Consider the following 20,991-nt stretch of genomic DNA (forward strand, 5'->3'; position numbering starts at 1 on the left):
GGAGAAGGGGTTCACTTCTCCCCCGCCATCAGATCGATGAACTGGTCGAACAGGTATTCGGCATCGTGCGGACCTGCCGCCGACTCGGGGTGGTATTGCACCGAGAACGCCCTTCCATCAAGCAATTTGATGCCTTCGACGACTCCGTCGTTGGCGCAGGTGTGACTGACGACGGCACGACCGAACTGGGTGTCGAACTCCTCGCCCGCCTCGCCTTCGAGGGCGAAGCCGTGGTTCTGCGCGGTGATCGCGACGCGACCGGTGGTGTGGTCGATGACCGGAACGTTGATCCCGCGGTGACCGAAGGTCATCTTGTACGTCGAGCGGCCCAGCGCGCGGCCTAGGATCTGGTTGCCGAAACAGATGCCCAACAGTGGGATTCCGGCCGCGAGTACGTTCCGCGTCACCTCGACCACGTGGTCGGCGGTAGCCGGGTCTCCTGGACCGTTGGACAGGAACACGCCGTCGGGCTCGAGCGCGGCCAGCTGGTCGAAGGTGGTGCTCGACGGCAGTACGTGGGTCCGGACACCTCGCCGGGCGAAGTTCCGCGGCGTGTTGGTCTTGATGCCGAGATCGAGGGCAGCGACCGTGAAGCGCTGCGGCCCATCGGGTTCCACGACGTAGGTGGAATCGGTGCTCACCTCGCCCGCGAGGTCGGCACCCAGCATCGACCGCTGGCTGCCCACGCGAGCCAACAGTTCGTCGACGTCAGCCAGAGCATCGCCCGAGAACACGCCCGCCTTCATCGACCCCGCGGTGCGAAGGTGACGGACGAGAGCGCGGGTGTCGATGCCCGCGATCCCGACGATGCCCTGGCGGACGAGTTCGTCGTCGAGCGTTCCGGTGGCTCGCCAGTTCGAGGCGCGCGGTGACGGGTCTCGAACGGCGTATCCGGCGACCCAGATCTTGTCGCCACGGCTTTCGCCGTCCTCATCGTTCCAGCCCGTGTTGCCGATCTGCGGCGCCGTCGCGACGACGATCTGGCCGTGATAGCTGGGGTCGGTCAGGGTCTCCTGGTAGCCGGACATGCCGGTGGAGAACACCGCCTCCCCCAGCGTCTGCCCGACCGCGCCGAACGTGGTGCCGGTGAACACCCGACCGTCGTCAAGCACCAACACGGCCTTCGAACCGACGCTGCGCGATCCGCTTCGCTCCTCGCTCATGCGGCCTCCTCTATCCAATTGGCGAGTTCGCGGCGGTCGTCGCCGCGGAACCCGGTGTCGATCTCGGTGCCCGATGGCAACTTCCAGCGGATGGCGAGGATGCCGTCGTGCGTCAGCGCCTTGCCGGCGATGCCGCGCTCGGTCCGGATCGCGGTGATCGACTCATCCGGAATCCAGATCGGGCCGGCACCCGTGCGCTGCAGCATGATTCCCTCGGGATAACGGGTCAGAACGGCCTTGCTCCGGAAGCCGAGATCCCCCACGGCGATGCGGTCCTGCCAGCTCGGCGCGATCGTGCTGCCGACGTACAGCCCCTTGGTGGCTGGGATGATCACGGGCCCGACGGTGTCGGGCAGCGGCGGTAGTGAGCCAATCATCTCCGCCTGCCGCTGGGCGCGGTGCAGCCAGCCACGCAGCATCTGTCGGATGAAGAAGGCGATCAGGAGGGCCAGCAGCGCAGCGATGATCAGCAACGCGATCAGAGTAGGGGTGTTCATGCCGGGCTCTTCCCATCCCGCGCAGTGACCTTGCCGCGCAACAGCGTCAGCGTCACGACGGCGGGCAGGGTCATCGATTCATAGGGGGTGTTTTCCGACCGGCTGGCCAGGTCGGCTCCACTCACCGTCCAGGTGGCGTCGGGGTCGACGACCGTCAGGTTGGCGGGCTCGCCCACCTCCAGTGGCCTGCCCTGGTCGGGGAGTCCGACGATGGCTGCGGGTGCCTCACTCATCACGCGCGCGACGTCACGCCACGTCATCGAGCCCGGCTGCACCATCGTCTCCACGACGACCGACAGCGCGGTCTGCAATCCGAGCATGCCTGGGCGGGCGACCGCGAACTCGCACATCTTCTCGTGTTCGGCGTGGGGGGCGTGGTCCGTCGCGACACAGTCGATGACGCCGTCCGCGAGCGCCTGCCGTAGTGCCAGCGCGTCACTGGCCTCGCGCAGCGGCGGGTTGACGCGGTTGCGCCCGTCGTAGGACTCGAGCCGCGCGTCGTCGAGCAGCAGGTGATGCGGCGTCACCTCGGCGGTGATCGAAATGCCTTGCTCCTTGGCCCATCTCACCAGCTCGACGGTGCCGGCGGTGGAGGCGTGGCAAATGTGCACGCGCGCTCCCGCGTCGCGAGCGAGGATGGCGTCGCGCGCGACGATCGACTCCTCGGCGGATCGCGGCCAGCCGGCCAGCCCGAGTCGGGCGGCGTTCGGCCCCTCGTGGGCGACGGCGTCGACGGTCAGTCGCGGCTCCTCGGCGTGCTGGGCGATGAGCACGCCGATGCCGCTGGCATACTCCAGCGCACGCCGCATGACCAGCGGGTCGTGCACGCAGATGCCGTCGTCGGAGAACATCCGCACCCGGCCCACTCCTGCGGCCATCAAGCCCATCTCGGTGAGTTGGGCGCCCTTGAGTCCGACGGTCACCGCGCCGACCGGATGCACGTCCACCAGGCCGACCTGCTGTCCTCGGTGCCAGACGTGGTCGGTGACGACGGCGCTGTCGGCGACGGGGTCGGTGTTGGCCATCGCGAACACCGCCGTGTAACCACCGAGAGCTGCTGCGGCCGAGCCTGTTTCGATGTCCTCGGCGTACTCGCGGCCGGGCTCGCGAAGATGGGTGTGCAGGTCGACGAAGCCGGGCAGAAGGACCTGACCGCGGGCGTCGATCACGTCTGCGTCGTCGGGAGCGCCGATCTCGGCGCCGATCTCGGCGATCTGACCATCGTCGACCAGGACGTCGACGGGCTCACCCTCGCCGTAGAGCAGCACGCCCCGTAGTAGGACCGAAACACTCAAGCATTCACCTCTGAACCCGCGCCGACGAGCAGATGGAACAGCACCGCCATCCGGACGTGGACGCCATTGGAAACCTGTTGCAACACCGCTGATTGCGACGAGTCGGCCACCGAGGACGCGATCTCCATGCCGCGCAGCATCGGCCCGGGGTGCAGGACCACCGCGTGGGCGGCGAGCTTGGCCGACCGCTTCTCCGACAGCCCGTAGAGCACCGAGTACTCCCTTGCCGACGGGAAGAAGCCGCCGTTCATCCGCTCGGCCTGCACGCGCAACATGAGCACCGCGTCCGCGGCGGGAAGTTCGGCGTCCAGGTCGTGGGACACCGTGACCGGCCACGTCTCGACACCCATCGGCAGCAGGGTCGGTGGCGCGACGAGCACCACCTCCGCGCCGAGCGTGGCCAGCAGAAGCACGTTCGAACGCGCCACGCGACTGTGCAGCACGTCGCCCACGATGACGACGCGCTTGCCCTCGACCGACCCCAGTCGCTGGCGGATGGTCAGCGCATCGAGCAGCGCCTGGGTCGGATGCTCGTGCGTCCCGTCACCGGCGTTGATGACGCTGGGCCCGGAGTCGTTCGCCTCGAGCGTCCACTCCGCAAGCTGTTGCGCCGCACCGGAAGCCGGGTGCCGGATGATCAGCGCGTCGGCACCGGCGGCCCGCAGGGTGAGGGCGGTGTCGCGCAGCGACTCACCCTTGGCCACCGACGATCCCGACGAGCTGACGTTGATGACGTCGGCGCTCATCCACTTGCCCGCGACCTCGAACGACACCCTCGTCCTGGTCGAGTTCTCGTAGAACATCGTGATCACGGTGCGCCCGCGCAGCGTAGGCAACTTCTTGACCTCCCGGCCGAGGAGCGCCTGGCTGAACCGGTCGGCGTCATCGAGGATCGCGGTCGCCTCGTCGCGGGACAGGTCGGCCGCCGAGAGCAGGTGCCTGGTGCTCACCGGGCCGGACCCCCGGTGTTCGCGATCAGCACGCCGTCGCGGCCGTCGTGTTCGGTCAACAGCACCTTGATGTTGTCGTTGCGGGAGGTGGGCACGTTCTTCCCGACGTAGTCGGGGCGGAAGGGAAGCTCACGATGACCCCGATCGACCAGGGCCGCAAGTTGAACCGCGCGCGGGCGGCCGAGGTCGCGCAGCGCATCGAGCGCGGCCCGCACGGTGCGGCCGGAGTACAGCACGTCGTCCACCAGAACGACCACCGCGTCGTCAATGCCGCCATCGGGGATCGACGTGTCCTCCAACGGGCGGGGTGGCTTGAAGTTGAGGTCGTCCCGGTAGAGCGTGACGTCCAAGGCACCTGCGGGGACGGTGACCGACGAGAACTCGGTGATGTTGTGGGCGAGCCGGGCGGCCAACGTCACGCCTCGGGTCGGAATGCCGAGGAGGATGACGCGCGGCGCGTCGGCGCCATCGAGGGCGGTCTTCTCGATGATCTGATGAGCGATGCGGGAGACGGTCCGGCTCACGTCTGCGGCGGACATCAATTCCCGGTCGGGGCTGGGTGCAGCCATACTGACCTGGACCTCCTTCTCCGCCTCTCGGGACGGATCGTTAAAGGACGTCGAACTTCCGCGGCAGCTTAGCACCCGCGTGCGGCTCGACGACGCTGACTAAGCTGACCCGGTGAATCTCGATGACAACCAAGCGTCCATCCGCGACGCCATCGACGCCGGCATGCTGGCAGGCGCCGTCACGATGGTGTGGCAAGCGGGCAAGGTGTTGCAGGTCAACGAACTCGGCCACCGCGACGTCCATGCCGGGTTGCCGATGCAGCGCGACACCATCTTCCGGATCGCCTCGATGACCAAGCCGGTGACGGTGGCCGCGGCGATGTCGATGATCGAGCAACGCACGTTCGCTCTTACCGACCCGGTCGCAAAGTGGTTGCCCGAGCTCGCCGACGTGCGAGTGATGGCCGACCCCGCGGGTCCGCTCGAGGCGACGGTGCCGCTGAGACGGCCGATCACGTTCGACGACCTCATGACGCACCGCAGCGGGCTCGCCTACACGTTTTCGGTCGGCCCGCCGCTGGGCCGGGCGTACGGCACGCTGATGTTCCGACAGGATCAGGACCGCTGGCTCGCCGAACTGGCGCGGCTGCCGCTGGCCCATCAGCCCGGTGAACGCCTCACCTACAGCCACGCGACCGACGTGCTGGGCATCGCGCTGTCCAGGATCGAGGCCAGACCGCTGGCGGAGGTGCTGGCGGCGCGCATCCTGGAGCCGCTCGGCATGTCCGACACCGGGTTTGCGGTGAGCCACGAAGGTCGTAGGCGGGCGGCCACCATGTACCAGCTCGACGAGAACGGCACCCTGCGAGACGACGTCATGGGCCCGGCGCCGGTGACCCTGCCGACGTTCTGCACCGGCGGAGCGGGATTCTGGTCGACCGCCGACGACTATCTCGCCTTCGCCCGCATGCTGCTCGGCGGCGGTTCCGTGGACGGCGTCAGAGTGCTTTCCGAGGAATCGGTGCGGCTGATGCGAACGGACCGGCTGACCGACCAGCAGAAGACGCATCCGTTCCTGGGCATGCCGTTCTGGCGAGGACGCGGTTTCGGCCTGAACCTGTCCGTCGTCACCGATGCCACACAGTCTCGCCAGCTGTTCGGGCCGGGCGGGCTCGGCACGTTCAGTTGGCCCGGGGCCTACGGCACGTGGTGGCAGGCCGATCCCTCGGCGGATCTGATCATGCTGTACCTCATCCAGAACCTGCCCGACCTCAGCTCGGACGCAGCAGCCGCAGCGGTGGCCGGCAATACCTCGCTGGCCAAGCTTCAGGCGGCTCAGCCGCGGTTCGTCCGCCGCACGTACCAAGCCCTGGAGTCGTAACGATTCGGTTGTGTGCGTGGACCCTTGCGCCAGGCTGCCCGTCAGCCGCCGAGTTCGGACACCTCGGCATCGAGGATCGCCGCCTGTCTGGTCAGGTCGTCATCGGAGAAGTCAGCGCGGCGACCGACGCGCTCCAGCAGCTCCGCTCGTGAAATCACCTGCAGGGCACCGCGATGCGCATCGTCGTCGAGTTCGCTACGACCGATCACCAGGACGCGTCCCTCGATGAGCACCAGAACCGCATCGTCGTCGGCGTCGAGCAGTCGGCGCACGTCATCACGTTCAATGGTCATGAACTGAGTATGCCCTCCTCGTAGGCGAAGAAGTCGTTCACGACCGCGGATTCCATCGAGTTGCCCGACTACGCGACCGCCGGGTGAGTCACGTCGATTGTCATAACACACGGCCGAACTGCAGCAGCCTCTGCATCTGAGCCAGCCCGCCGTCGTCGACCGTCTTGGTGTAGCGGAAGGACTCACAGAACAGGTCGGTGTCGACCGCGGACTTCTGCCGCGTGCGCGTCAACAGTTGGGTGTACATCCGCAGGCGGACTTCGGCGAGTCTGCGGGTTCCGTCGTCGAGGACCTCGAACTCGGTGGTGAGGATGTGGTCGGTGATCGTCGACAGCAGAATCGTCCGCGCCGAAGCGTTGGGGAGGCGCCGGGACGCGTGGTCCTCGTCGGTCAACAGTTCGTCGTCGGCGCGCCACATGATGAGGCGACGACCGTCGGTGAGCAGGACCTCCTGCCAGACGGCCTCACCCCAGGCGTCCTCGCTGGCGCCGTGGGACATGACGAACGAATTGATCGCGGAGAAGTCCACCAACGCCCACAGTTGGTCCAGCGCCAGCTCGGCATCCCGGAGGTAGACCCTGGCCGCCTGGTCGAGGGTGCTGTACGGCGCCCAGTCCTGCGGTACCGCCATCAAGCTCCCTCGGGGGTACTCCGGACGGCAGCCGCGGCAGCGCGAATCTGCGGAGTCACCAGCATCACCTGGCCGAGGACGCCGTTGACGAACGCCGGTGACTCGTCGGTGGACAAGCTCTTGGCCAACTCGACTGCCTCGTCGACGGCCACCGGCTCGGGAACGTCGTCGGCGTGCAGCAATTCCCACACCGCGACCCGAAGCACCGCCCGGTCGACGGCGGGCAACCGCTCCAGCGTCCAGCCCTGCAGGTGAGCAGAGATCAGGTCGTCGATGTGCGCGGCGTGCTCGGTGACGCCACGCGCGACCGTCACGGTGTACGGGTTCAAGGTGGACACCTCGGAGTCACCCTCCGCCAACGAGGTTCGACCGTCGGCGATCTCGGCCGGGGTCAACCCGCGCGCCTCCGCCTCGAACAGCAGATCGACCGCCCGCTTGCGCGCCTGATGGCGGCCACGGTCTCCGCGACGGTCAGGCATTCACCCGACTCCCCGTGCCGTCAGGCATTGACGCGACCGAGGTAACTGCCGTCGCGGGAGTCGACCTTGAGCTTGTCGCCGGTGTTGATGAACAGCGGCACGTTGATCTGAGCGCCCGTCTCCATGGTGGCCGGCTTGGTGCCCGCGCTGGAGCGGTCGCCCTGCAGACCGGGTTCGGTGCTGGCAACGAGTAGTTCGACCGTGACGGGCAGTTCCAGATACAGAGGTGCGCCGTCATGAAACGCCACCTGGACCGGCATGCCCTCGAGCAGGTAATTCGCCGCATCGCCGACCAGAGACTCCGGCAGCGGATGCTGCTCGTAGTCCTGGGCGTCCATGAACACGAAGTCGCTGCCGTCGCGGTACAGGTATGTGGTGTCGCGACGGTCGACGGTCGCGGTCTCGACCTTCACGCCGGCGTTGTACGTCTTGTCCACGACCTTGCCGGACAGTACGTTCTTGAGCTTGGTGCGCACGAACGCGGGGCCCTTGCCCGGCTTGACGTGCTGGAACTCGGTGATCTGCCACAACTGGCCGTCGATCTGCAGGACGAGCCCATTCTTGAAGTCGGCGGTCGATGCCACGGGGGTACTACTCCTAGCTCTATGTCTGTCTGTCAGTGCCTAAAGCACTGCCAGTTCCTTGGGGAACCGGGTCAGCAACTCGGGTGTGGGTGCATCGTCACTGCCCACGACCAGCGTGTCCTCGATGCGGACGCCGCCGCGGCCGGGTAGATAGACACCGGGCTCCACGGTCACCGCGGAGCCAGCAAGCAGTGTACCGGCGGATGACGCACTGATTCCCGGCGCTTCGTGGATCTGCAGACCGACCCCGTGACCGAGACCGTGCCCGAAGTTCTCCGCGAACCCCGCATCGGCGATGACCTGCCGCGACACGCCGTCCACCCCGGACAGTGACACACCCGGCGCCAACGCCTCCCGCCCCAGCCGCTGCGCGGTCGACACCAGGTCGTAGACGTCGAGTTGCCACTGCGCGACGGGCGACAGCACGAACGTGCGGGTCATGTCCGAGTGGTAGCCCGCGACGAGCGCACCGAAGTCGATCTTGACGAAGTCGCCTGCGGCAAGCATCGCGTCGGTCGGACGATGGTGTGGGATCGCCGAGTTCGCGCCCGCGGCGACGATCGTCTCGAACGACACACCGTCGGCGCCGTGGTCGAGCATCCGTGACTCCAGGTCCCGGCCGACCTCCCTCTCCGTCCGACCGGGCCGCAGTCCGCCCGCGGCGACCAGGTCCGCGAGCGCCGCGTCGGCGGCCTCGCACGCCAACCGCAGCAGTGCGATCTCGCCGGCGTCCTTGACCTCTCGCAGGGCCTCCACGGCGCCGGCGGCCCTCACCAGTTCGACGTCGCCCGCCGCCTTCGCCATCAGGGTGTGGCCGTCGACCGTCACCACGTGGCTCTCGAACCCCAGTCGCCGCACGCCACGCGCGGCCGCAGATGCCGCCAAGTGGGGCGCACAGGCCCGCTCGATGACGATCTCGGCGTCGGCAGACTGTTCCGCGGCCTGCGTCCGGTACCGGCCGTCGGTCGCCAACACGGGTCTCTCGTCGTCGACACGAATGAGCAGCGCCGCGTTCGAACCGGTGAATCCGGAGAGATAACGCACGTTGACCAGGTCCGTTACCAGCATTGCGTCCAACTCGGCGGCGGCCAGTCTGCGACGCAAGCGAGCCCTGCGCTGGGAAATCGTCACAGCTCATGACGGTACTCGCTACGCTGTGCCCTCATGAGTAAGTGGTTGCTGCGCGGACTGGTGTTCGCTGCGCTGATGGTCATCGTCCGGTTGCTTCAGGGCGCCCTGATCAACTTGATGGAAAGTCAGGCGCTGTACATCAGCATTCTCCTGGTCGCAGTGTTCGCGATCGCAGCGTTCCTCTGGGGTTTGATGGACGGCCGCGCCGACGCGCGGGCGAACCCCGACCCCGACCGTCGCGGCGATCTCGCCATGACGTGGCTCCTGGCAGGTCTGTTCGCAGGCATCGTCTCCGGCTTCGTCGCTTGGTTCATCTCGCTGTTCTACGAGAACCTGTACGCGCAGGGTCTGCTCAACGAGGTCACGACGTTCGCCGCGTTCACCGCGCTGCTGATGTTCGCCTTCGCCATCGCCGGCGTGGCTCTGGGCCGCGCACTGGTGGACCGCAGCGCTCCCCCGATCCAGCGTCGTATCGACGGTGACCGAGCCGACACCGATGTCTTCGCGGCCGTCCACGACGACCGGGTCGACGAGGGCGCGACCGTTCCGGCGGGCGAGACCGCGCCGACCAAGGTCGAGGAACGCCCCTAACTCAGGCTCGCCAGGTACCGCAGCGCCAACAGGTAGCCCTGCACGCCGAGACCGACGATCACCCCCGTGGCGATCCCACTCAGATATGAGTGATGCCGAAACTCCTCGCGCGCATGCACGTTCGAGACGTGCACCTCGATCAGCGGCGCGGTCAGTTCCGCACACGCGTCCCGAAGGGCCACCGACGTGTGTGTCAGCGCGCCGGCGTTGAGCACGACGGGCTCCTTCGCGTCGGCGGCGGCGTGAACCCAGCCCAACAGCTCGGCCTCGCTGTCGGTCTGCCGCACGACGACCGTCAAGCCGAGCTCGGCGGCTTCGCGTTCGATGATCGCGACCAGGTCGTCGTGGGTGGTGTTGCCGTAGACCTCGGGTTGGCGCTTGCCAAGTCTGCCGAGGTTGGGGCCGTTGAACACGTTGATGGTCACTGGCGGACTCCGATCTCCGAGTAGGCGGCAACCAGCAGCGCGGGATCCGGGCCCTCCAGCCTGCCCGGCTTGGCAAGGCCCTCGAGAACCACGAATCGCAGGACGCCCGAGCGGGTCTTCTTGTCACCCGCCATGTACTCGAGCAACTGCGGCAGCGCATCGGCGTCATAGGTCGTCGGAAGTCCGAGAGCCGTCAGGACGGAGCGATGACGGTCAGCCGTCGCGTCGTCGAGACGACCCGCCAGCCGACCCAGCTCCGCGGCGAACATCAGTCCCACCGACACCGCGGCGCCATGGCGCCACCGGTAGCGTTCCCGACGCTCGATCGCGTGCGCGAGGGTGTGTCCGTAGTTCAGGATCTCGCGCAGTTGCGATTCCTTCTCGTCCGCGGCGACGACCTCGGCCTTGACCGTGACGGCCCGCCGGATGAGTTCGGGCAGCACGGAACCGGCGGGGTCGAGGGCCGCCTCGGGGTCGGCCTCGATCATGTCGAGGATCACCGGGTCGGCGATGAATCCGGCCTTCACGATCTCCGCCATGCCTGCGACGATCTCGTTGCGCGGCAACGTCTCCAGCGTGGCGAGGTCGACGAGTACCGCGAGCGGTTGGTGGAAGGCTCCGACGAGGTTCTTGCCCGCATCGGTGTTGATGCCGGTCTTTCCGCCGACCGCGGCGTCGACCATGCCGAGAAGCGTGGTGGGTACGTGCACGACGTCGACGCCGCGCAGCCAGGTGGCGGCGACGAACCCGCTGACGTCGGTGGCCGCTCCCCCGCCCAGGCTGACGATGGCGTCTTGGCGGCCGATGCCGATGCGGCCCAACACATCCCAGATGAAGCCGACGACCGGCAGCTCCTTACCCGCCTCGGCATCCGGGATCTCGATGCGGTGGGCGTCGATTCCCTTGTCGGCCAAGTGCTTGCGGATCGACTCAGCAGTCTCGTTGAGCACCGGCTGATGCAGGATCGCCACTTTGTGACGTCCATCGAGAACGCGCGCCAGATCGTCGAGCAACCCGGTCCCGATGATCACCGGGTAGGGCCGGTCCACGAGCACGTCGACGGTCACGGGTTCAGTCATTGCGCGCTTCCGCTCGACGGGCCAGCGCCGCCGGGCTCGGCGGCGCCTCGGTGGTGGGTGCCGGGTTGAGAACGGTGGGAAGCCGACGCCACGTCGGCCGACGGCGGCGGCGCGCCTGCTGGCGGTCGACGGGCGCGGTCTCGAGCCGCTGCACGATGTGGCGCACCACCGCCCCGGGGTTGCGGCGATTGGTGTTGATCCGCACCGTCGCCACCTCCCGGTACAGGGGGACGCGCTGCGTCATCAGTTCGCGGAACCGCTCACCGGGATCGGCACCGGCGAGCAGCGGCCGGGTGACGCCACCGGAGGTACGCCGAATGCCCTCGGCTGCAGTGATTTCCAGATAGACGACGGTGTGACCCGCCAGAGCTTCGCGCACTTCCGGCGTGGTGATCGCGCCCCCGCCGAGCGAGACGATCCCGTCGTGTTCGGCGAGGGCCGCTCGCACCACGTCGGCCTCGATCCGCCGGAACTCCGCCTCACCCTCGACGAAGATGTCGGCGATGGAGCGGCCGGTGGTCTCGACGATCTTCGCGTCGGTGTCCAGCAGCGGGACGTCGAGCGCCTTGGCCAGGCGGCGCCCGATGGTGGACTTGCCCGATCCGGGCATGCCCACGAGCACGGCCTTGGGGGCCATCAGCCCGACGCCCGGGCGGGATCTCGCGCGGCGATCGAGGCGAGGTAGCCCTCGACGTTGGCCTTCGTCTCGGCCAGCGAGTCACCGCCGAACTTCTCCAGCGCGGCGCGGGCGAGCACCAGCGCCACCATCGTCTCGACGACGACGCCGGCGGCGGGCACCGCGCAGACGTCGGAACGCTGGTGAATCGCGACGGCCTCGTCGCCGGTAATCATGTCCACGGTGGCCAGCGCCCTGGGGACCGTCGAGATCGGCTTCATCGCGGCGCGGACTCGCAGCGCCTGACCGTTCGTCATGCCACCCTCGAGCCCGCCTGCGCGGTTGGTCGAGCGCATCACCCCACCGGGGCCGGGATAGATCTCGTCGTGCGCGACGCTGCCGCGGCGACGCGCGGTTTCGAACCCGTCACCGATCTCGACGCCCTTGATGGCCTGGATGCCCATGACCGCGGCCGCAAGCTGGCTGTCGAGCCGATTGTCACCGCTGGTGAAGGACCCCAGCCCGATGGGTAGTCCGTCGACGACGACCTCGACGATGCCGCCGAGCGTGTCACCGTCCTTCTTGGCCGCCTCGATCTCGGCGATCATGGACTGCTCAGCCGCTTCGTCGAAGGCACGGACCGGACTGTCGTCGATCCGGTCCAGGTCCTCCGGGCGCGGCGGCGGGCCGTCGTACGGCGCCGAAGCACCAATGGAGATGACGTGCGAAAGGACCTCGACCCCGAGTGCCTGGCGCAGGAACTCCCTGGCGACGGTGCCTGCGGCAACACGGGCGGCGGTCTCGCGGGCGCTCGCGCGCTCGAGAACCGGGCGGGCGTCGTCGAAGCCGTACTTGAGCATGCCCGCGTAGTCGGCGTGACCAGGCCGTGGCCGGGTGAGCGGAGCGTTGCGCGCGCCGTCCAGCTCGGCCTGCTCGACCGGGTCGGCGGCCATCACGGTCTCCCACTTGGGCCACTCGGTATTGCCGATCTCGATGGCAATCGGACCGCCCAGCGTCAAGCCGTGACGTACGCCGGCCAGCACGGTGACGGCGTCGGCTTCGAACTTCATCCGGGCGCCTCGTCCGTAGCCGAGTCTGCGCCGCTTCAACTGCCCGGCGATGTCCCCCGACGTGATCTCGAGTCCGGCGACCATGCCCTCGACCATGGCCACCAAGGCGCGGCCGTGGGATTCACCAGCTGTGGTCCATCGCAACACGCGTCCCATCTTCCCACGACGCCCTCGACCTGACGTAATCCGTCAAGCCAGGCTGCGCTGCAGCAGCAACGTATCGATGAAGCGGTCGTGCTTGTAGCCCACGCGCACGAGGCGGCCTGCGTCGGTGAAGCCGAAGCGGTGATGCAACTGGACCGAGGCCGGATCACCCGAATCGGCGATCACCGCGATCACCTCGCGGATGCCTGCCGAGCCGCATGCGTCGAGAAGCGCGCGCATCAACTCGGAGCCGCAGCCCTGCCCGAGCGCCGACGGTGCGACGTACACCGAATCCTCGACCGTGGCCGCATACGCGGGCCTCGTCTTCCAGGGCGCGCAGTAGGCGTACCCGGCGACTACTCCATCGCGTTCGGTGGCGAGGAAGGGCAGTCCGCCTTCGGTGATCGCGTCGAAGCGCCGACGCCACTCGGCTCGATCCGGCGGGTCCATCTCGAAGGTCGCGACGCTGGCCCGGACGTAGTGGGCGTAGATCTCGGCGATGGCGTCCAGGTCGTCCGGCGTCGCGGTGCGTGTCGGCATGGTCCGTGTTTCCTCCCGGTGTCACGGTAGGGCTACGCGAGCACCAGGGCGACCGCAGCGATCGCCGACACGCACATCGACGGGCCATGCGGCACCGTGCCCCGCGACCGTAGGCCGACGATCCCCCACAGCGCCGTCAGCAGCGGCGCCGCGATCGCCGCGAGCACCCACGCGTCAACCCCGTAAGCGCCCGTCAGCGCGCCCACACCGAGCGCCAGCTTGACGTCACCGGCGCCCATCGCCGCGGCGGAGATCAGATGGACGACGAGGTAGAGCGCGGTGAGGGTGATCGCCCCGAGCAGCGCGGCGGGCCCACGCCCGGCGAGCCCTGCGACGACCAGCACGACCACCGCGCCGGGCAGCGTCAACGCATTCGGCAACCGCCGCTCCCTGACGTCGTAGACGGTCAGCGCCGTCAGCCATGTCAGAGCACACCCACCGGCGATCGCTCCCCCCACGGGAGAAGCCTAGGTCGACCCCAGTGCGGCGATCATCGCCTCTTTCGGCGCGGGCCGGCCGGTGAACTGCTCGACCTGCGCGAACGCCTGATGAAGCAGCATCTGCAATCCACTGACTGCGCGGCCACCCGCAGCGACGAACGCCTCGGCGAGCGGCGTCGGCCACGGGTCGTAGATCGCGTCGAGCAGCACCGTCGCCATCGTGAGGGTGTCGGCGTACCGGGCGGCCACGTCGGCCGGGACCGTGTTGACCACGACGCCGAGGCCGACGAGCGGTGTGCCCAACTCCACCCAGTGGGTGTGAACGCCCAGCCGCGCCCCGAGTTCGAGCAGTGGCGCGGCCTTCTCGCGGTTGCGCGCGACGATCGAAATGTCCTGCACGCCAAGCTCGGCGAGTCCGGCGACGGCGGCAGGGGCGGTCCCGCCGGAGCCCAACACCGCGGCGCTGCCTGACACCGAACCGAGCGCGCCCGTCACCCCGTCGACGTCGGTGTTGTCCGCGCGCCAGCCCGTCGGCGTCCTGACGAGCGTGTTCGCTGAGCCGAGCAGTTCAGCGCGGGAGGTTCGCTCGTCGGCGAACCGCAGCGCGGCGAACTTGCCGGGCATCGTGACCGAGAGGCCGACCCACTCGGGACCCAATCCGCCCACCAGCAAAGGCAATTCGTCGGCCGTGCACTCGATGCGCTCGTAGGACCAGTCCAGTCCGAGGGCGCGGTAGGCCGCCAGGTGCAGTTGCGGTGACCGCGAGTGGGCGATCGGCGAGCCCAGGACCGCCGCCTTTCGGCTCATCGCGCGCTATCGAGCACACCGTTTAGTCGGGCGAGCTCGATGTTGGCCAGGTGCTGCTTGTAGTCACGGGTGAAGAGCGTGGTGCCCTGCATGTCGATGGTGACGAAGTACAGCCAGTCGCCCGGTTGGGGACTCTCGGCAGCGGCGAGTGCCGGCTGCCCCGGCGAGCAGATCGGCGTCGCCGGAAGTCCTTCGCGCACATAGGTGTTCCAGGGCGTGTTCCGGCCGCGGTCGGCGTCGGTGGTGGCGACCTCCTGGCGGTCGAGCGAGTAGTTGACCGTCGAGTCGAACTCCAACCGCCGATGATCGGGGGCGATCAGCCGGTTGAAGATGACCCTGGCCACCTTCGCGAAGTCCTGCGGCTTGGACTCGCGCTGCACGAGCGACGCCACTACGAGGATCTGATACGGCGACAGGTTCTCGGCGTTCCCGGCCTCGAGTAACCCGTTCTGCTCGTACTGCGTGGTGCTGGCGGCGATCAAGGTCGCCAGGATGTCCTGGGCGGGTGCCGACGGGTCGACGTTCCAGGTGCCCGGCGCGATGAGACCCTCGAGGCGCCGATGGTCGGCGCCCAGCGCCGTGACGGGGTCGACCGCCCAGGCGGGGACCGCGAGGGCCGCCAGATCAGCCGCGCCGGCGGCGTTCGTCAGGTCGTCAGCAGTGAGGCCGCACTTCTGCTGGTCGTCGAGGGTGACGCACGTCGCGTCGGCGACCAGCGAGAAGATCCCCTTCGTCACCGCACCGGACTTGACGTCGGTGATGTCGTCGAGTTGGCGGCCCTCGGGGATCACCAGCCGGCCCACCCGGTTCTGCGGGTCCGCGAGGCGGGAGACGGCGTTTGCCGCGGGAATCTCGGTGCGCACCTTGTAGAACCCCGGCTGGATCGCGGAGATCGCCGCATTGCCCGCCGCGGCGTCGACGAAGGCCTGCGACGTGGCCACGACGCCGCCGTCCTGCAGGGTCTTGCCGATCGCGGTCGTGGAGTCGCCGGTGCGGACCTGCACGACGACGTCGTTGACCCCGTCGCCCTGGTAGTCGCTCGGGTTGCCGAACATCCCATGCCACATCCGGGATCCCAAGAAGACGGCGCCGACGATGACGACGACGAGCGCAACCACCGAGAAGACCGTGATGTTGCGGCGTCTACGGCGGTTGCGGTTGGCGCGGGCCCGTTCCGTGCGGCTCATCGTCCTGCGCGGTCGCCCGACGGCCTCCGGCTCCGTGCGCTCGCGACCCCAATCGTCAGGCATCGGCCGCCCCGTCGTCATCCGCCAGGGCGACTCGCCGTTGGTCCAGCCAGGTCTGCAGGATGCCGACGGCAGCCGCCTGGTCGATCATCGACTTCTGTCCCCTCGCACGGACGCCCGCCTCCCGCAGCGACCGCTGGGCGGTCACCGTCGTGAGCCGCTCGTCGGCCATTCGCACGGGGACCGGGGTGATTTTGGTGGCTAGGGCATCGGCGACCGCGATCGCGTCGAGCGCCGAGGGTCCAGTCCGGTCGGCGAGGGTACGTGGCAGACCAACCACGACCTCGACCACGGCGAATTCGTCGGCGAGCTGGGCAAGGCGACGAATGTGCTTGCCCTTGACGTCTCTGCGATCCCGGGCCACCGTCTCGACCGGGGTGGCCAGGATGCCGTCGGGATCGCTCGTGGCGACACCGATGCGCACGGTGCCGACGTCGACCCCGAGCCGACGACCGCGTCCGGGGTCGTCACCGCCCGGCCGGTCCGGCTGACGGTCTTCGGTCTCGGCCAACCGATTCAACTCCGGGCAATCTCTGCGAGCAACGCCGACAGCGCCGCGTCGATGCTCGACGCTCCACTGCCCGAGCCCTGCGCGAGATCGGCCTTGCCTCCGCCACGCCCGTTCACGGCTGCGCCCAGCACCTTGACGAGATCGTTGGCACTCAGGCCGAGATCCTGCGCGGCCGGGTTGACCGCCACCACGTAGGGCACGGTGTCGCCGTCGCCCTCGGCGATCAGGGCCACGACGCCGGGCTCCGAACCGAGCTTTCCCTTGACGTCGCCGACCAGGCTGCGCAGATCGGCGGTCGAGATGCCGCCGGCCATGCGCTGTGCCACGACACGCACCTTACCCACGACCTCTGCGCCCGCGGCGGCGTTCGCTGCGGCTGCCCGCGCGTTGGTCAACCTGGACCGGTCGAGATCCTTCTCGGCGGCCTTCAGCCGTTCGACGAGGTTGGCAACCCTCGCGGGCACCTCGTCCGAGGGCACCTTCAGCGACGAGGCCAAGCCGGCCATCAGTGCGCGTTCCTTGGCCAGGTACTTGAACGAGTCGAGTCCGACGTATGCCTCGACGCGGCGCACGCCCGAGCCGACGGAGGACTCGCCGAGGATCGTCACCGGTCCGATCTGGGCCGAGTTGTGCACGTGGGTGCCGCCGCACAGTTCCAGCGAGAACGGTCCGCCGATCTCCACCAGGCGGACGTCCTCGGGATACGCCTCGCCGAAGAGCGCCATGGCGCCCATGGCCTTCGCCTTCTCGAGTTTGGTGTTGAAGGTGTTCACCGCGTAGTCGGCCTCGACGGCCTCGTTGGTGACCACTTCGATCTGCTCTCGCTGCTCGTCGGTGAGAGCGCCCTGCCAGTTGAAGTCGAACCGGAGGTAACCGGGTCGATTCAGCGAGCCAGCCTGAACCGCGTTGGGACCCAGTACCTGTCGCAACGCAGCGTGCACCATGTGCGTGCCGGAATGGCCCTGGGTGGCGCCGTGACGCCACTTCGGATCGACCGCCGCGACGATGGTGTCGCCCTCGACGAACTCACCGGACTCGACGTTGACGCGATGCACGAACAGCGTCTTCGCGATCTTCTGCACGTCCGTGACGGCCGCCTTGGCGGCACCGCTGGACCCGGTGCCGGTGATCGCGCCGACATCGGCGATCTGGCCGCCGGATTCGGCGTACAGCGGCGTGCGGTCGAGCACCAACTCGATGCGCTCCGCGGCTGCCCCGTCGTGCGCGACGACGGGTACCCGCTTGCCGTCGACGAAGATACCGAGAATCGTTGCCTCGGAGGATAATTCGTCGAAACCGGTGAACTCGGTGGGTCCGGCGTCGACCAACTCCCGGTAAGCCGAGAGATCCGCGTGTGCATGCTTGCGTGCCGCGGCGTCGGCCTTGGCGCGCTGACGCTGCTCGGCCATCAGGCCTCGGAAGCCCTCCTCGTCGACGGTCAGACCGGTCTCGGCCGCCATCTCCAAGGTGAGTTCGATCGGGAAGCCGTACGTGTCGTGCAATGTGAACGCGTCCGTGCCGGACAGCACCGAGACGCCGTATGCCTTGGTGGAGTTGGCCGCATCCTCGAACAGTCGTGAGCCGGAGGCGAGCGTGCGGTTGAACGCGGTTTCCTCGGCGACGGCGATGCGGTTGATCCGATCGAAGTCGGTGACGAGCTCGCGATACGAGGGGCCCATGGCGTCGCGGACGCATGCCATCAGCTCACCCACGATGGGCGTGTCGATGCCGAGGAGCTTGGCCGACCGGATGACGCGACGCAGCAGGCGGCGCAGCACGTAACCGCGACCGTCGTTGCCGGGCGTCACCCCGTCGCCGATGATGATCGCCGCGGTACGACTGTGGTCGGCGATGATGCGGTAGCGGACGTCGTCGTCGTGGTTGCCCGCGCCGTAACCGCGTGGCGCGATGCCGGAGACCAGATCGATCACTGGGCGGACGAGGTCCGTCTCGTAGACGTTGTCCACGCCCTGCAGCAGGCAGGCGACCCGCTCGACACCCATGCCGGTGTCGATGTTCTTGCGTGGCAACGGTCCGAGGATCTCGAAGTCGGACTTGCCGGTGCCCTCACCCCGCTCGTTCTGCATGAACACGAGGTTCCAGATCTCGATGTAGCGGTCTTCGTTGGCTTCGGGGCCGCCGTCGACGCCGTACTCGGGGCCTCGGTCGACGTAGATCTCCGACGACGGCCCGCACGGGCCGGGAATGCCCATCGACCAGTAGTTGTCGGCCATGCCGCGGCGCTGGATGCGTTCGAGCGGCAGCCCGGCCACCTCCTGCCACAGCGCGATCGCCTCGTCGTCGTCGAGATAGACCGTCGCCCAGATCGTTTCGGGGTCGAAGCCGTAACCACCCTGGTCCTGCGGGTTGGTCAACAGCGTCCAGGCGAACTCGATGGCGCCCTTCTTGAAGTAGTCACCGAAGGAGAAGTTGCCCGCCATCTGGAAAAAGGTGTTGTGGCGAGTGGTAATGCCCACCTCGTCGATGTCGGGGGTGCGGATGCACTTCTGGACGCTCACCGCGCGGTCCCACGGCGGCCGCTGCTGGCCCAGGAAGAACGGGACGAACTGCACCATGCCTGCGTTGACGAACAGCAGGTTCGGGTCGTCGAGGATGACCGACGCACTCGGTACCTCGCTGTGGCCTGCGTTCACGTAGTGATCGAGGAAGCGCTTCCTGATCTCGTGTGTCTGCACGTGCTGCTGTCCTTAATCATCCGAGGCATGGGTTCGCGATCTTGGTTTCCTGGTCGGTCGGGTGCCGATCTCGACCGCATCACAGTACCGGCCCGCCCCGGTCGCGCTGCAACGGCGCGGTCCGGACCTTGCCCCGCGTGGCAGGCGGTGGCGGTTCAGCCGCCGATGAAGCTCATTCGCACGGACCGTCGCGGGTTGTCCCTGTTCAGATCGACCAGCACGACGCTCTGCCAGGTGCCGAGCAGCGGCTCACCAGCCTGGACGGGGATCGTCACCGACGGCGCCACGATGCCGGGCAGGACGTGATCGGCCCCGTGTCCGGGTGAGCCGTGGGAGTGGCGGTAGCGATCGTCACGCGGCAGGAGTCGCTCCAGGGCGTCGATGAGATCGTCATCGGATCCGGCGCCGGTCTCGAGGATGGCGACACCTGCCGTCGCGTGCGGCACGAAGACGTTGCACAACCCGTCGCCGCGATGAGCGCAGAAGGTACGGACGGCGTCGGTCAGATCCACGGTGCGGCGGCCGGAGGTGTCCACGTCGATCAACTCGGTGTTCACATGGGAAAGGGTACGGCCCAGATCTATTCACGCCGACGTTTATTTCGCTGCCTCCGGGGTATTGCTGTTCCAGCTCAATGGCCGTCACCTCGAACGAAAGTGAAGTGCAATGACACCCACAGGCATCATCACCGCGATCCTCATCGGCGTGGTCGTCGGCGTGCTCGGGCGCCTCGTCCTTCCCGGCAAGCAGTCGATCGGGTTGCTCGTCACGATTCTGGTCGGCATCGTGTCCGCGCTCATCGGCACGTGGCTGGCGCGGCAGCTCAGCATCCCGACCGCAACCAGCGGCATCGATTGGATGGAACTGCTGGTCCAGGTGATCGTCGCCGCACTCGGCGTGGCGTTGGTCGCCGGGCTCATGGGACGTCGCCGGACGGGCATGATGCGCCGCTAGTCCGCCAGGCGGACCTGCTGCACCACCCAGGCGTTGCACGAGTCACTGCGCGGTCAGCCGGTCGCGAGCAGAGCGTCGAGGCGCTCGTAACCCTCGGTCATGCCGCCCTCCATGCCGGATGACAGGAGTGCGTCGCGCGCTTCGGTATTGGGGCAGATCGACCTGCCACGCAGCCGACTGCGGCCGTTGCCGAGATCCTCGAACCGCAGGAACTCGATGTTGACCATGTCGGGCGCATCCTCGAATTCGAACGTCTGAATCACGAGCTCGTCGTCACGCACGGTGTGGAAGACGCCGTTGAACCAGTATTCGTCGCCATCGGGTCCGAGGTGCAGATACCGGTAGCCTCCGCCGGTCCGGAATTCCCAACGCTCGACGGACATCTCGTTGCTAGCAGGACCGAGCCACTGCCTGACGAGGTCGGGGTCGGCGTGGGCGCGGAACAGTGCCTCGACGGGAGCGTAGAAGTCGCGGGTGAAGTCCATGGCCAGGGTGTCGACCGGTGCCACCAGGTCGAGTGCGTTCGTCATCGTGCGATTCCCTTCTCTTGTTCTGTCATTTCTCTTGGCCGGTCATCTGGGCCAACAGCACGTCGAGCCGGCGGTAGTGGCGTTCGGCGTCCAATCGGTACCGGTCGATCCAGCTCGTCAGCTGCTCGAGTGCCGCGGCGTCCAAATGCACGGGCCTGCGCTGCGCCTCGCGGGTCCTGGTCACCAGACCCGCCTGCTCCAGCACCTGAATGTGTCTGGACACCGCCTGTTTGGTGATGGCGAAGGGCTCGGCCAGTTCGTTCACGGTTGCGGGTCCGCGCGACAACCTCGCCACGATGGCCCTGCGCACCGGATCCGCCAACGCCAGGAAGGCGCGGTCCAGCCGCTCCTCGCCACCGTCACTCTCGTGGTCCACTAATCAACCTATGCATTGATCAATCAATTGGTTGAATACAAGTCAAGCCGCT

Annotated in this window: 26 protein-coding genes; 3 read left to right on the forward strand and 23 right to left on the reverse strand. The window is 67.9% G+C overall.

Annotated elements, in window-relative coordinates:
• Positions 1 to 11: 11 nt before the first annotated feature.
• From carA to pyrR, 5 genes are read right to left on the reverse strand one after another with little or no spacing between them, the layout of a single operon-like run.
• On the reverse strand, positions 12 to 1,163 hold the full coding sequence (carA, locus tag VET27_RS06955; protein ID WP_526516435.1) for a glutamine-hydrolyzing carbamoyl-phosphate synthase small subunit: 1,152 nt from the start codon (positions 1,161 to 1,163) through the stop codon (positions 12 to 14).
• The gene (locus VET27_RS06960; RefSeq protein ID WP_526516437.1) at positions 1,160 to 1,660 is read right to left on the reverse strand and encodes a PH-like domain-containing protein; all 501 of its coding nucleotides are present in this window, start codon (positions 1,658 to 1,660) and stop codon (positions 1,160 to 1,162) included. Before VET27_RS06960 ends, carA begins: the two co-directional genes overlap by 4 nt.
• Positions 1,657 to 2,955, reverse strand: a complete 1,299-nt coding sequence (locus VET27_RS06965) for a dihydroorotase (protein ID WP_526516439.1) — start codon at positions 2,953 to 2,955, stop codon at positions 1,657 to 1,659. The genes VET27_RS06960 and VET27_RS06965 overlap by 4 nt, the downstream gene beginning before the upstream one ends.
• A complete protein-coding gene (locus tag VET27_RS06970) occupies positions 2,952 to 3,905 on the reverse strand; it encodes an aspartate carbamoyltransferase catalytic subunit (protein ID WP_526516441.1) in 954 nt (317 codons plus the stop codon). Before VET27_RS06970 ends, VET27_RS06965 begins: the two co-directional genes overlap by 4 nt.
• Positions 3,902 to 4,474 carry a bifunctional pyr operon transcriptional regulator/uracil phosphoribosyltransferase PyrR gene (gene pyrR, locus VET27_RS06975; RefSeq protein WP_526516443.1) on the reverse strand — a complete coding sequence of 191 codons (573 nt, stop codon included), beginning with the start codon at positions 4,472 to 4,474 and terminating at the stop codon, positions 3,902 to 3,904. The genes VET27_RS06970 and pyrR overlap by 4 nt, the downstream gene beginning before the upstream one ends.
• 112 nt (positions 4,475 to 4,586) lie before the next feature.
• Here pyrR and VET27_RS06980 point away from each other — a divergent pair, with 112 nt between their 5' ends.
• Positions 4,587 to 5,795: a serine hydrolase domain-containing protein gene (locus VET27_RS06980; RefSeq protein ID WP_526516445.1), complete on the forward strand. Its 1,209-nt coding sequence runs from the start codon at positions 4,587 to 4,589 to the stop codon at positions 5,793 to 5,795.
• 41 nt (positions 5,796 to 5,836) lie between these two features.
• Here VET27_RS06980 and VET27_RS06985 read toward each other — a convergent pair whose 3' ends face one another.
• From VET27_RS06985 to VET27_RS07005, 5 genes are all read right to left on the reverse strand, one after another.
• Positions 5,837 to 6,088 (reverse strand): hypothetical protein, encoded by a 252-nt coding sequence (locus VET27_RS06985; protein ID WP_526516447.1) that lies wholly within the window; start codon positions 6,086 to 6,088, stop codon positions 5,837 to 5,839.
• Between the two features lie 100 nt (positions 6,089 to 6,188).
• Positions 6,189 to 6,719: a hypothetical protein gene (locus VET27_RS06990; protein ID WP_526516449.1), complete on the reverse strand. Its 531-nt coding sequence runs from the start codon at positions 6,717 to 6,719 to the stop codon at positions 6,189 to 6,191.
• Complete coding sequence (gene nusB, locus VET27_RS06995; RefSeq protein WP_526516451.1) at positions 6,719 to 7,198, reverse strand: transcription antitermination factor NusB; 480 nt, start codon at positions 7,196 to 7,198, stop codon at positions 6,719 to 6,721. Before nusB ends, VET27_RS06990 begins: the two co-directional genes overlap by 1 nt.
• A gap of 20 nt (positions 7,199 to 7,218) precedes the next feature.
• Positions 7,219 to 7,782: an elongation factor P gene (gene efp, locus VET27_RS07000; RefSeq protein ID WP_526516453.1), complete on the reverse strand. Its 564-nt coding sequence runs from the start codon at positions 7,780 to 7,782 to the stop codon at positions 7,219 to 7,221.
• A gap of 39 nt (positions 7,783 to 7,821) precedes the next feature.
• Positions 7,822 to 8,913 carry a M24 family metallopeptidase gene (locus tag VET27_RS07005; protein ID WP_526516455.1) on the reverse strand — a complete coding sequence of 364 codons (1,092 nt, stop codon included), beginning with the start codon at positions 8,911 to 8,913 and terminating at the stop codon, positions 7,822 to 7,824.
• Positions 8,914 to 8,946: 33 nt separating this feature from the next.
• Between VET27_RS07005 and VET27_RS07010 the strand changes: the two genes are divergently transcribed.
• Positions 8,947 to 9,504: a B-4DMT family transporter gene (locus VET27_RS07010; RefSeq protein ID WP_526516457.1), complete on the forward strand. Its 558-nt coding sequence runs from the start codon at positions 8,947 to 8,949 to the stop codon at positions 9,502 to 9,504.
• Here the strand turns inward: VET27_RS07010 and aroQ are convergent.
• The 11 genes from aroQ to VET27_RS07065 form a co-directional block, all read right to left on the reverse strand.
• A complete protein-coding gene (gene aroQ, locus VET27_RS07015; RefSeq protein WP_526516459.1) occupies positions 9,501 to 9,929 on the reverse strand; it encodes a type II 3-dehydroquinate dehydratase in 429 nt (142 codons plus the stop codon). The two genes, VET27_RS07010 and aroQ, sit on opposite strands and share 4 nt — an antisense overlap.
• Positions 9,926 to 11,008 (reverse strand): 3-dehydroquinate synthase, encoded by a 1,083-nt coding sequence (gene aroB / locus VET27_RS07020; protein WP_526516461.1) that lies wholly within the window; start codon positions 11,006 to 11,008, stop codon positions 9,926 to 9,928. Before aroB ends, aroQ begins: the two co-directional genes overlap by 4 nt.
• Positions 11,001 to 11,645 (reverse strand): shikimate kinase, encoded by a 645-nt coding sequence (locus tag VET27_RS07025; RefSeq protein WP_526516463.1) that lies wholly within the window; start codon positions 11,643 to 11,645, stop codon positions 11,001 to 11,003. Before VET27_RS07025 ends, aroB begins: the two co-directional genes overlap by 8 nt.
• Positions 11,645 to 12,841, reverse strand: coding sequence for a chorismate synthase (gene aroC, locus VET27_RS07030; protein ID WP_526516465.1), 1,197 nt, complete (start codon positions 12,839 to 12,841; stop codon positions 11,645 to 11,647). The genes VET27_RS07025 and aroC overlap by 1 nt, the downstream gene beginning before the upstream one ends.
• Positions 12,842 to 12,883: 42 nt before the next feature.
• A complete protein-coding gene (locus VET27_RS07035; protein ID WP_526516467.1) occupies positions 12,884 to 13,378 on the reverse strand; it encodes a GNAT family N-acetyltransferase in 495 nt (164 codons plus the stop codon).
• A gap of 32 nt (positions 13,379 to 13,410) precedes the next feature.
• Entirely contained in the window at positions 13,411 to 13,836 is a 426-nt protein-coding gene (locus tag VET27_RS07040; RefSeq protein WP_526516469.1) for a prepilin peptidase, read from the reverse strand.
• Between the two features lie 9 nt (positions 13,837 to 13,845).
• Positions 13,846 to 14,625 (reverse strand): shikimate dehydrogenase, encoded by a 780-nt coding sequence (locus tag VET27_RS07045; RefSeq protein WP_526516471.1) that lies wholly within the window; start codon positions 14,623 to 14,625, stop codon positions 13,846 to 13,848.
• On the reverse strand, positions 14,622 to 15,875 hold the full coding sequence (locus tag VET27_RS07050) for an endolytic transglycosylase MltG (protein WP_526516473.1): 1,254 nt from the start codon (positions 15,873 to 15,875) through the stop codon (positions 14,622 to 14,624). The genes VET27_RS07045 and VET27_RS07050 overlap by 4 nt, the downstream gene beginning before the upstream one ends.
• Positions 15,868 to 16,383, reverse strand: coding sequence for a Holliday junction resolvase RuvX (ruvX, locus tag VET27_RS07055; protein ID WP_526516475.1), 516 nt, complete (start codon positions 16,381 to 16,383; stop codon positions 15,868 to 15,870). Before ruvX ends, VET27_RS07050 begins: the two co-directional genes overlap by 8 nt.
• A gap of 5 nt (positions 16,384 to 16,388) precedes the next feature.
• Positions 16,389 to 19,079: an alanine--tRNA ligase gene (gene alaS / locus VET27_RS07060; RefSeq protein ID WP_526516477.1), complete on the reverse strand. Its 2,691-nt coding sequence runs from the start codon at positions 19,077 to 19,079 to the stop codon at positions 16,389 to 16,391.
• Positions 19,080 to 19,234: 155 nt separating this feature from the next.
• A complete protein-coding gene (locus VET27_RS07065; RefSeq protein ID WP_526516543.1) occupies positions 19,235 to 19,624 on the reverse strand; it encodes a secondary thiamine-phosphate synthase enzyme YjbQ in 390 nt (129 codons plus the stop codon).
• A gap of 121 nt (positions 19,625 to 19,745) precedes the next feature.
• On the opposite strand from VET27_RS07065, the gene VET27_RS07070 reads away from it, so the two are divergent.
• The gene (locus tag VET27_RS07070) at positions 19,746 to 20,033 is read left to right on the forward strand and encodes a GlsB/YeaQ/YmgE family stress response membrane protein (RefSeq protein ID WP_526516479.1); all 288 of its coding nucleotides are present in this window, start codon (positions 19,746 to 19,748) and stop codon (positions 20,031 to 20,033) included.
• A gap of 53 nt (positions 20,034 to 20,086) precedes the next feature.
• On the opposite strand, the gene VET27_RS07075 is transcribed toward VET27_RS07070, so the two are convergent.
• Positions 20,087 to 20,563, reverse strand: coding sequence for an SRPBCC family protein (locus tag VET27_RS07075; protein WP_526516481.1), 477 nt, complete (start codon positions 20,561 to 20,563; stop codon positions 20,087 to 20,089).
• 25 nt (positions 20,564 to 20,588) lie between these two features.
• The gene (locus tag VET27_RS07080) at positions 20,589 to 20,939 is read right to left on the reverse strand and encodes an ArsR/SmtB family transcription factor (protein WP_526516483.1); all 351 of its coding nucleotides are present in this window, start codon (positions 20,937 to 20,939) and stop codon (positions 20,589 to 20,591) included.
• Positions 20,940 to 20,991: the final 52 nt, after the last annotated feature.

It is taken from the genome of Mycobacterium sp., from assembly GCF_035633495.1.
GTDB lineage: Bacteria > Actinomycetota > Actinomycetes > Mycobacteriales > Mycobacteriaceae > Mycobacterium.

What these genes read in the sequence shown, in the direction of transcription:
- carA (WP_526516435.1), bottom strand. Translation starts at nt 1,163, where the DNA reads ATGAGCGAGGAGCGAAGCGGATCGCGCAGCGTCGGTTCGAAGGCCGTG.
- VET27_RS06960 (WP_526516437.1), bottom strand. Translation starts at nt 1,660, where the DNA reads ATGAACACCCCTACTCTGATCGCGTTGCTGATCATCGCTGCGCTGCTG.
- pyrR (WP_526516443.1), bottom strand. Translation starts at nt 4,474, where the DNA reads ATGGCTGCACCCAGCCCCGACCGGGAATTGATGTCCGCCGCAGACGTG.
- VET27_RS06985 (WP_526516447.1), bottom strand. Translation starts at nt 6,088, where the DNA reads ATGACCATTGAACGTGATGACGTGCGCCGACTGCTCGACGCCGACGAC.
- VET27_RS06990 (WP_526516449.1), bottom strand. Translation starts at nt 6,719, where the DNA reads ATGGCGGTACCGCAGGACTGGGCGCCGTACAGCACCCTCGACCAGGCG.
- nusB (WP_526516451.1), bottom strand. Translation starts at nt 7,198, where the DNA reads ATGCCTGACCGTCGCGGAGACCGTGGCCGCCATCAGGCGCGCAAGCGG.
- VET27_RS07010 (WP_526516457.1), top strand. Translation starts at nt 8,947, where the DNA reads ATGAGTAAGTGGTTGCTGCGCGGACTGGTGTTCGCTGCGCTGATGGTC.
- aroB (WP_526516461.1), bottom strand. Translation starts at nt 11,008, where the DNA reads ATGACTGAACCCGTGACCGTCGACGTGCTCGTGGACCGGCCCTACCCG.
- VET27_RS07025 (WP_526516463.1), bottom strand. Translation starts at nt 11,645, where the DNA reads ATGGCCCCCAAGGCCGTGCTCGTGGGCATGCCCGGATCGGGCAAGTCC.
- VET27_RS07035 (WP_526516467.1), bottom strand. Translation starts at nt 13,378, where the DNA reads ATGCCGACACGCACCGCGACGCCGGACGACCTGGACGCCATCGCCGAG.
- VET27_RS07045 (WP_526516471.1), bottom strand. Translation starts at nt 14,625, where the DNA reads ATGAGCCGAAAGGCGGCGGTCCTGGGCTCGCCGATCGCCCACTCGCGG.
- VET27_RS07050 (WP_526516473.1), bottom strand. Translation starts at nt 15,875, where the DNA reads ATGCCTGACGATTGGGGTCGCGAGCGCACGGAGCCGGAGGCCGTCGGG.
- VET27_RS07070 (WP_526516479.1), top strand. Translation starts at nt 19,746, where the DNA reads ATGACACCCACAGGCATCATCACCGCGATCCTCATCGGCGTGGTCGTC.
- VET27_RS07075 (WP_526516481.1), bottom strand. Translation starts at nt 20,563, where the DNA reads ATGACGAACGCACTCGACCTGGTGGCACCGGTCGACACCCTGGCCATG.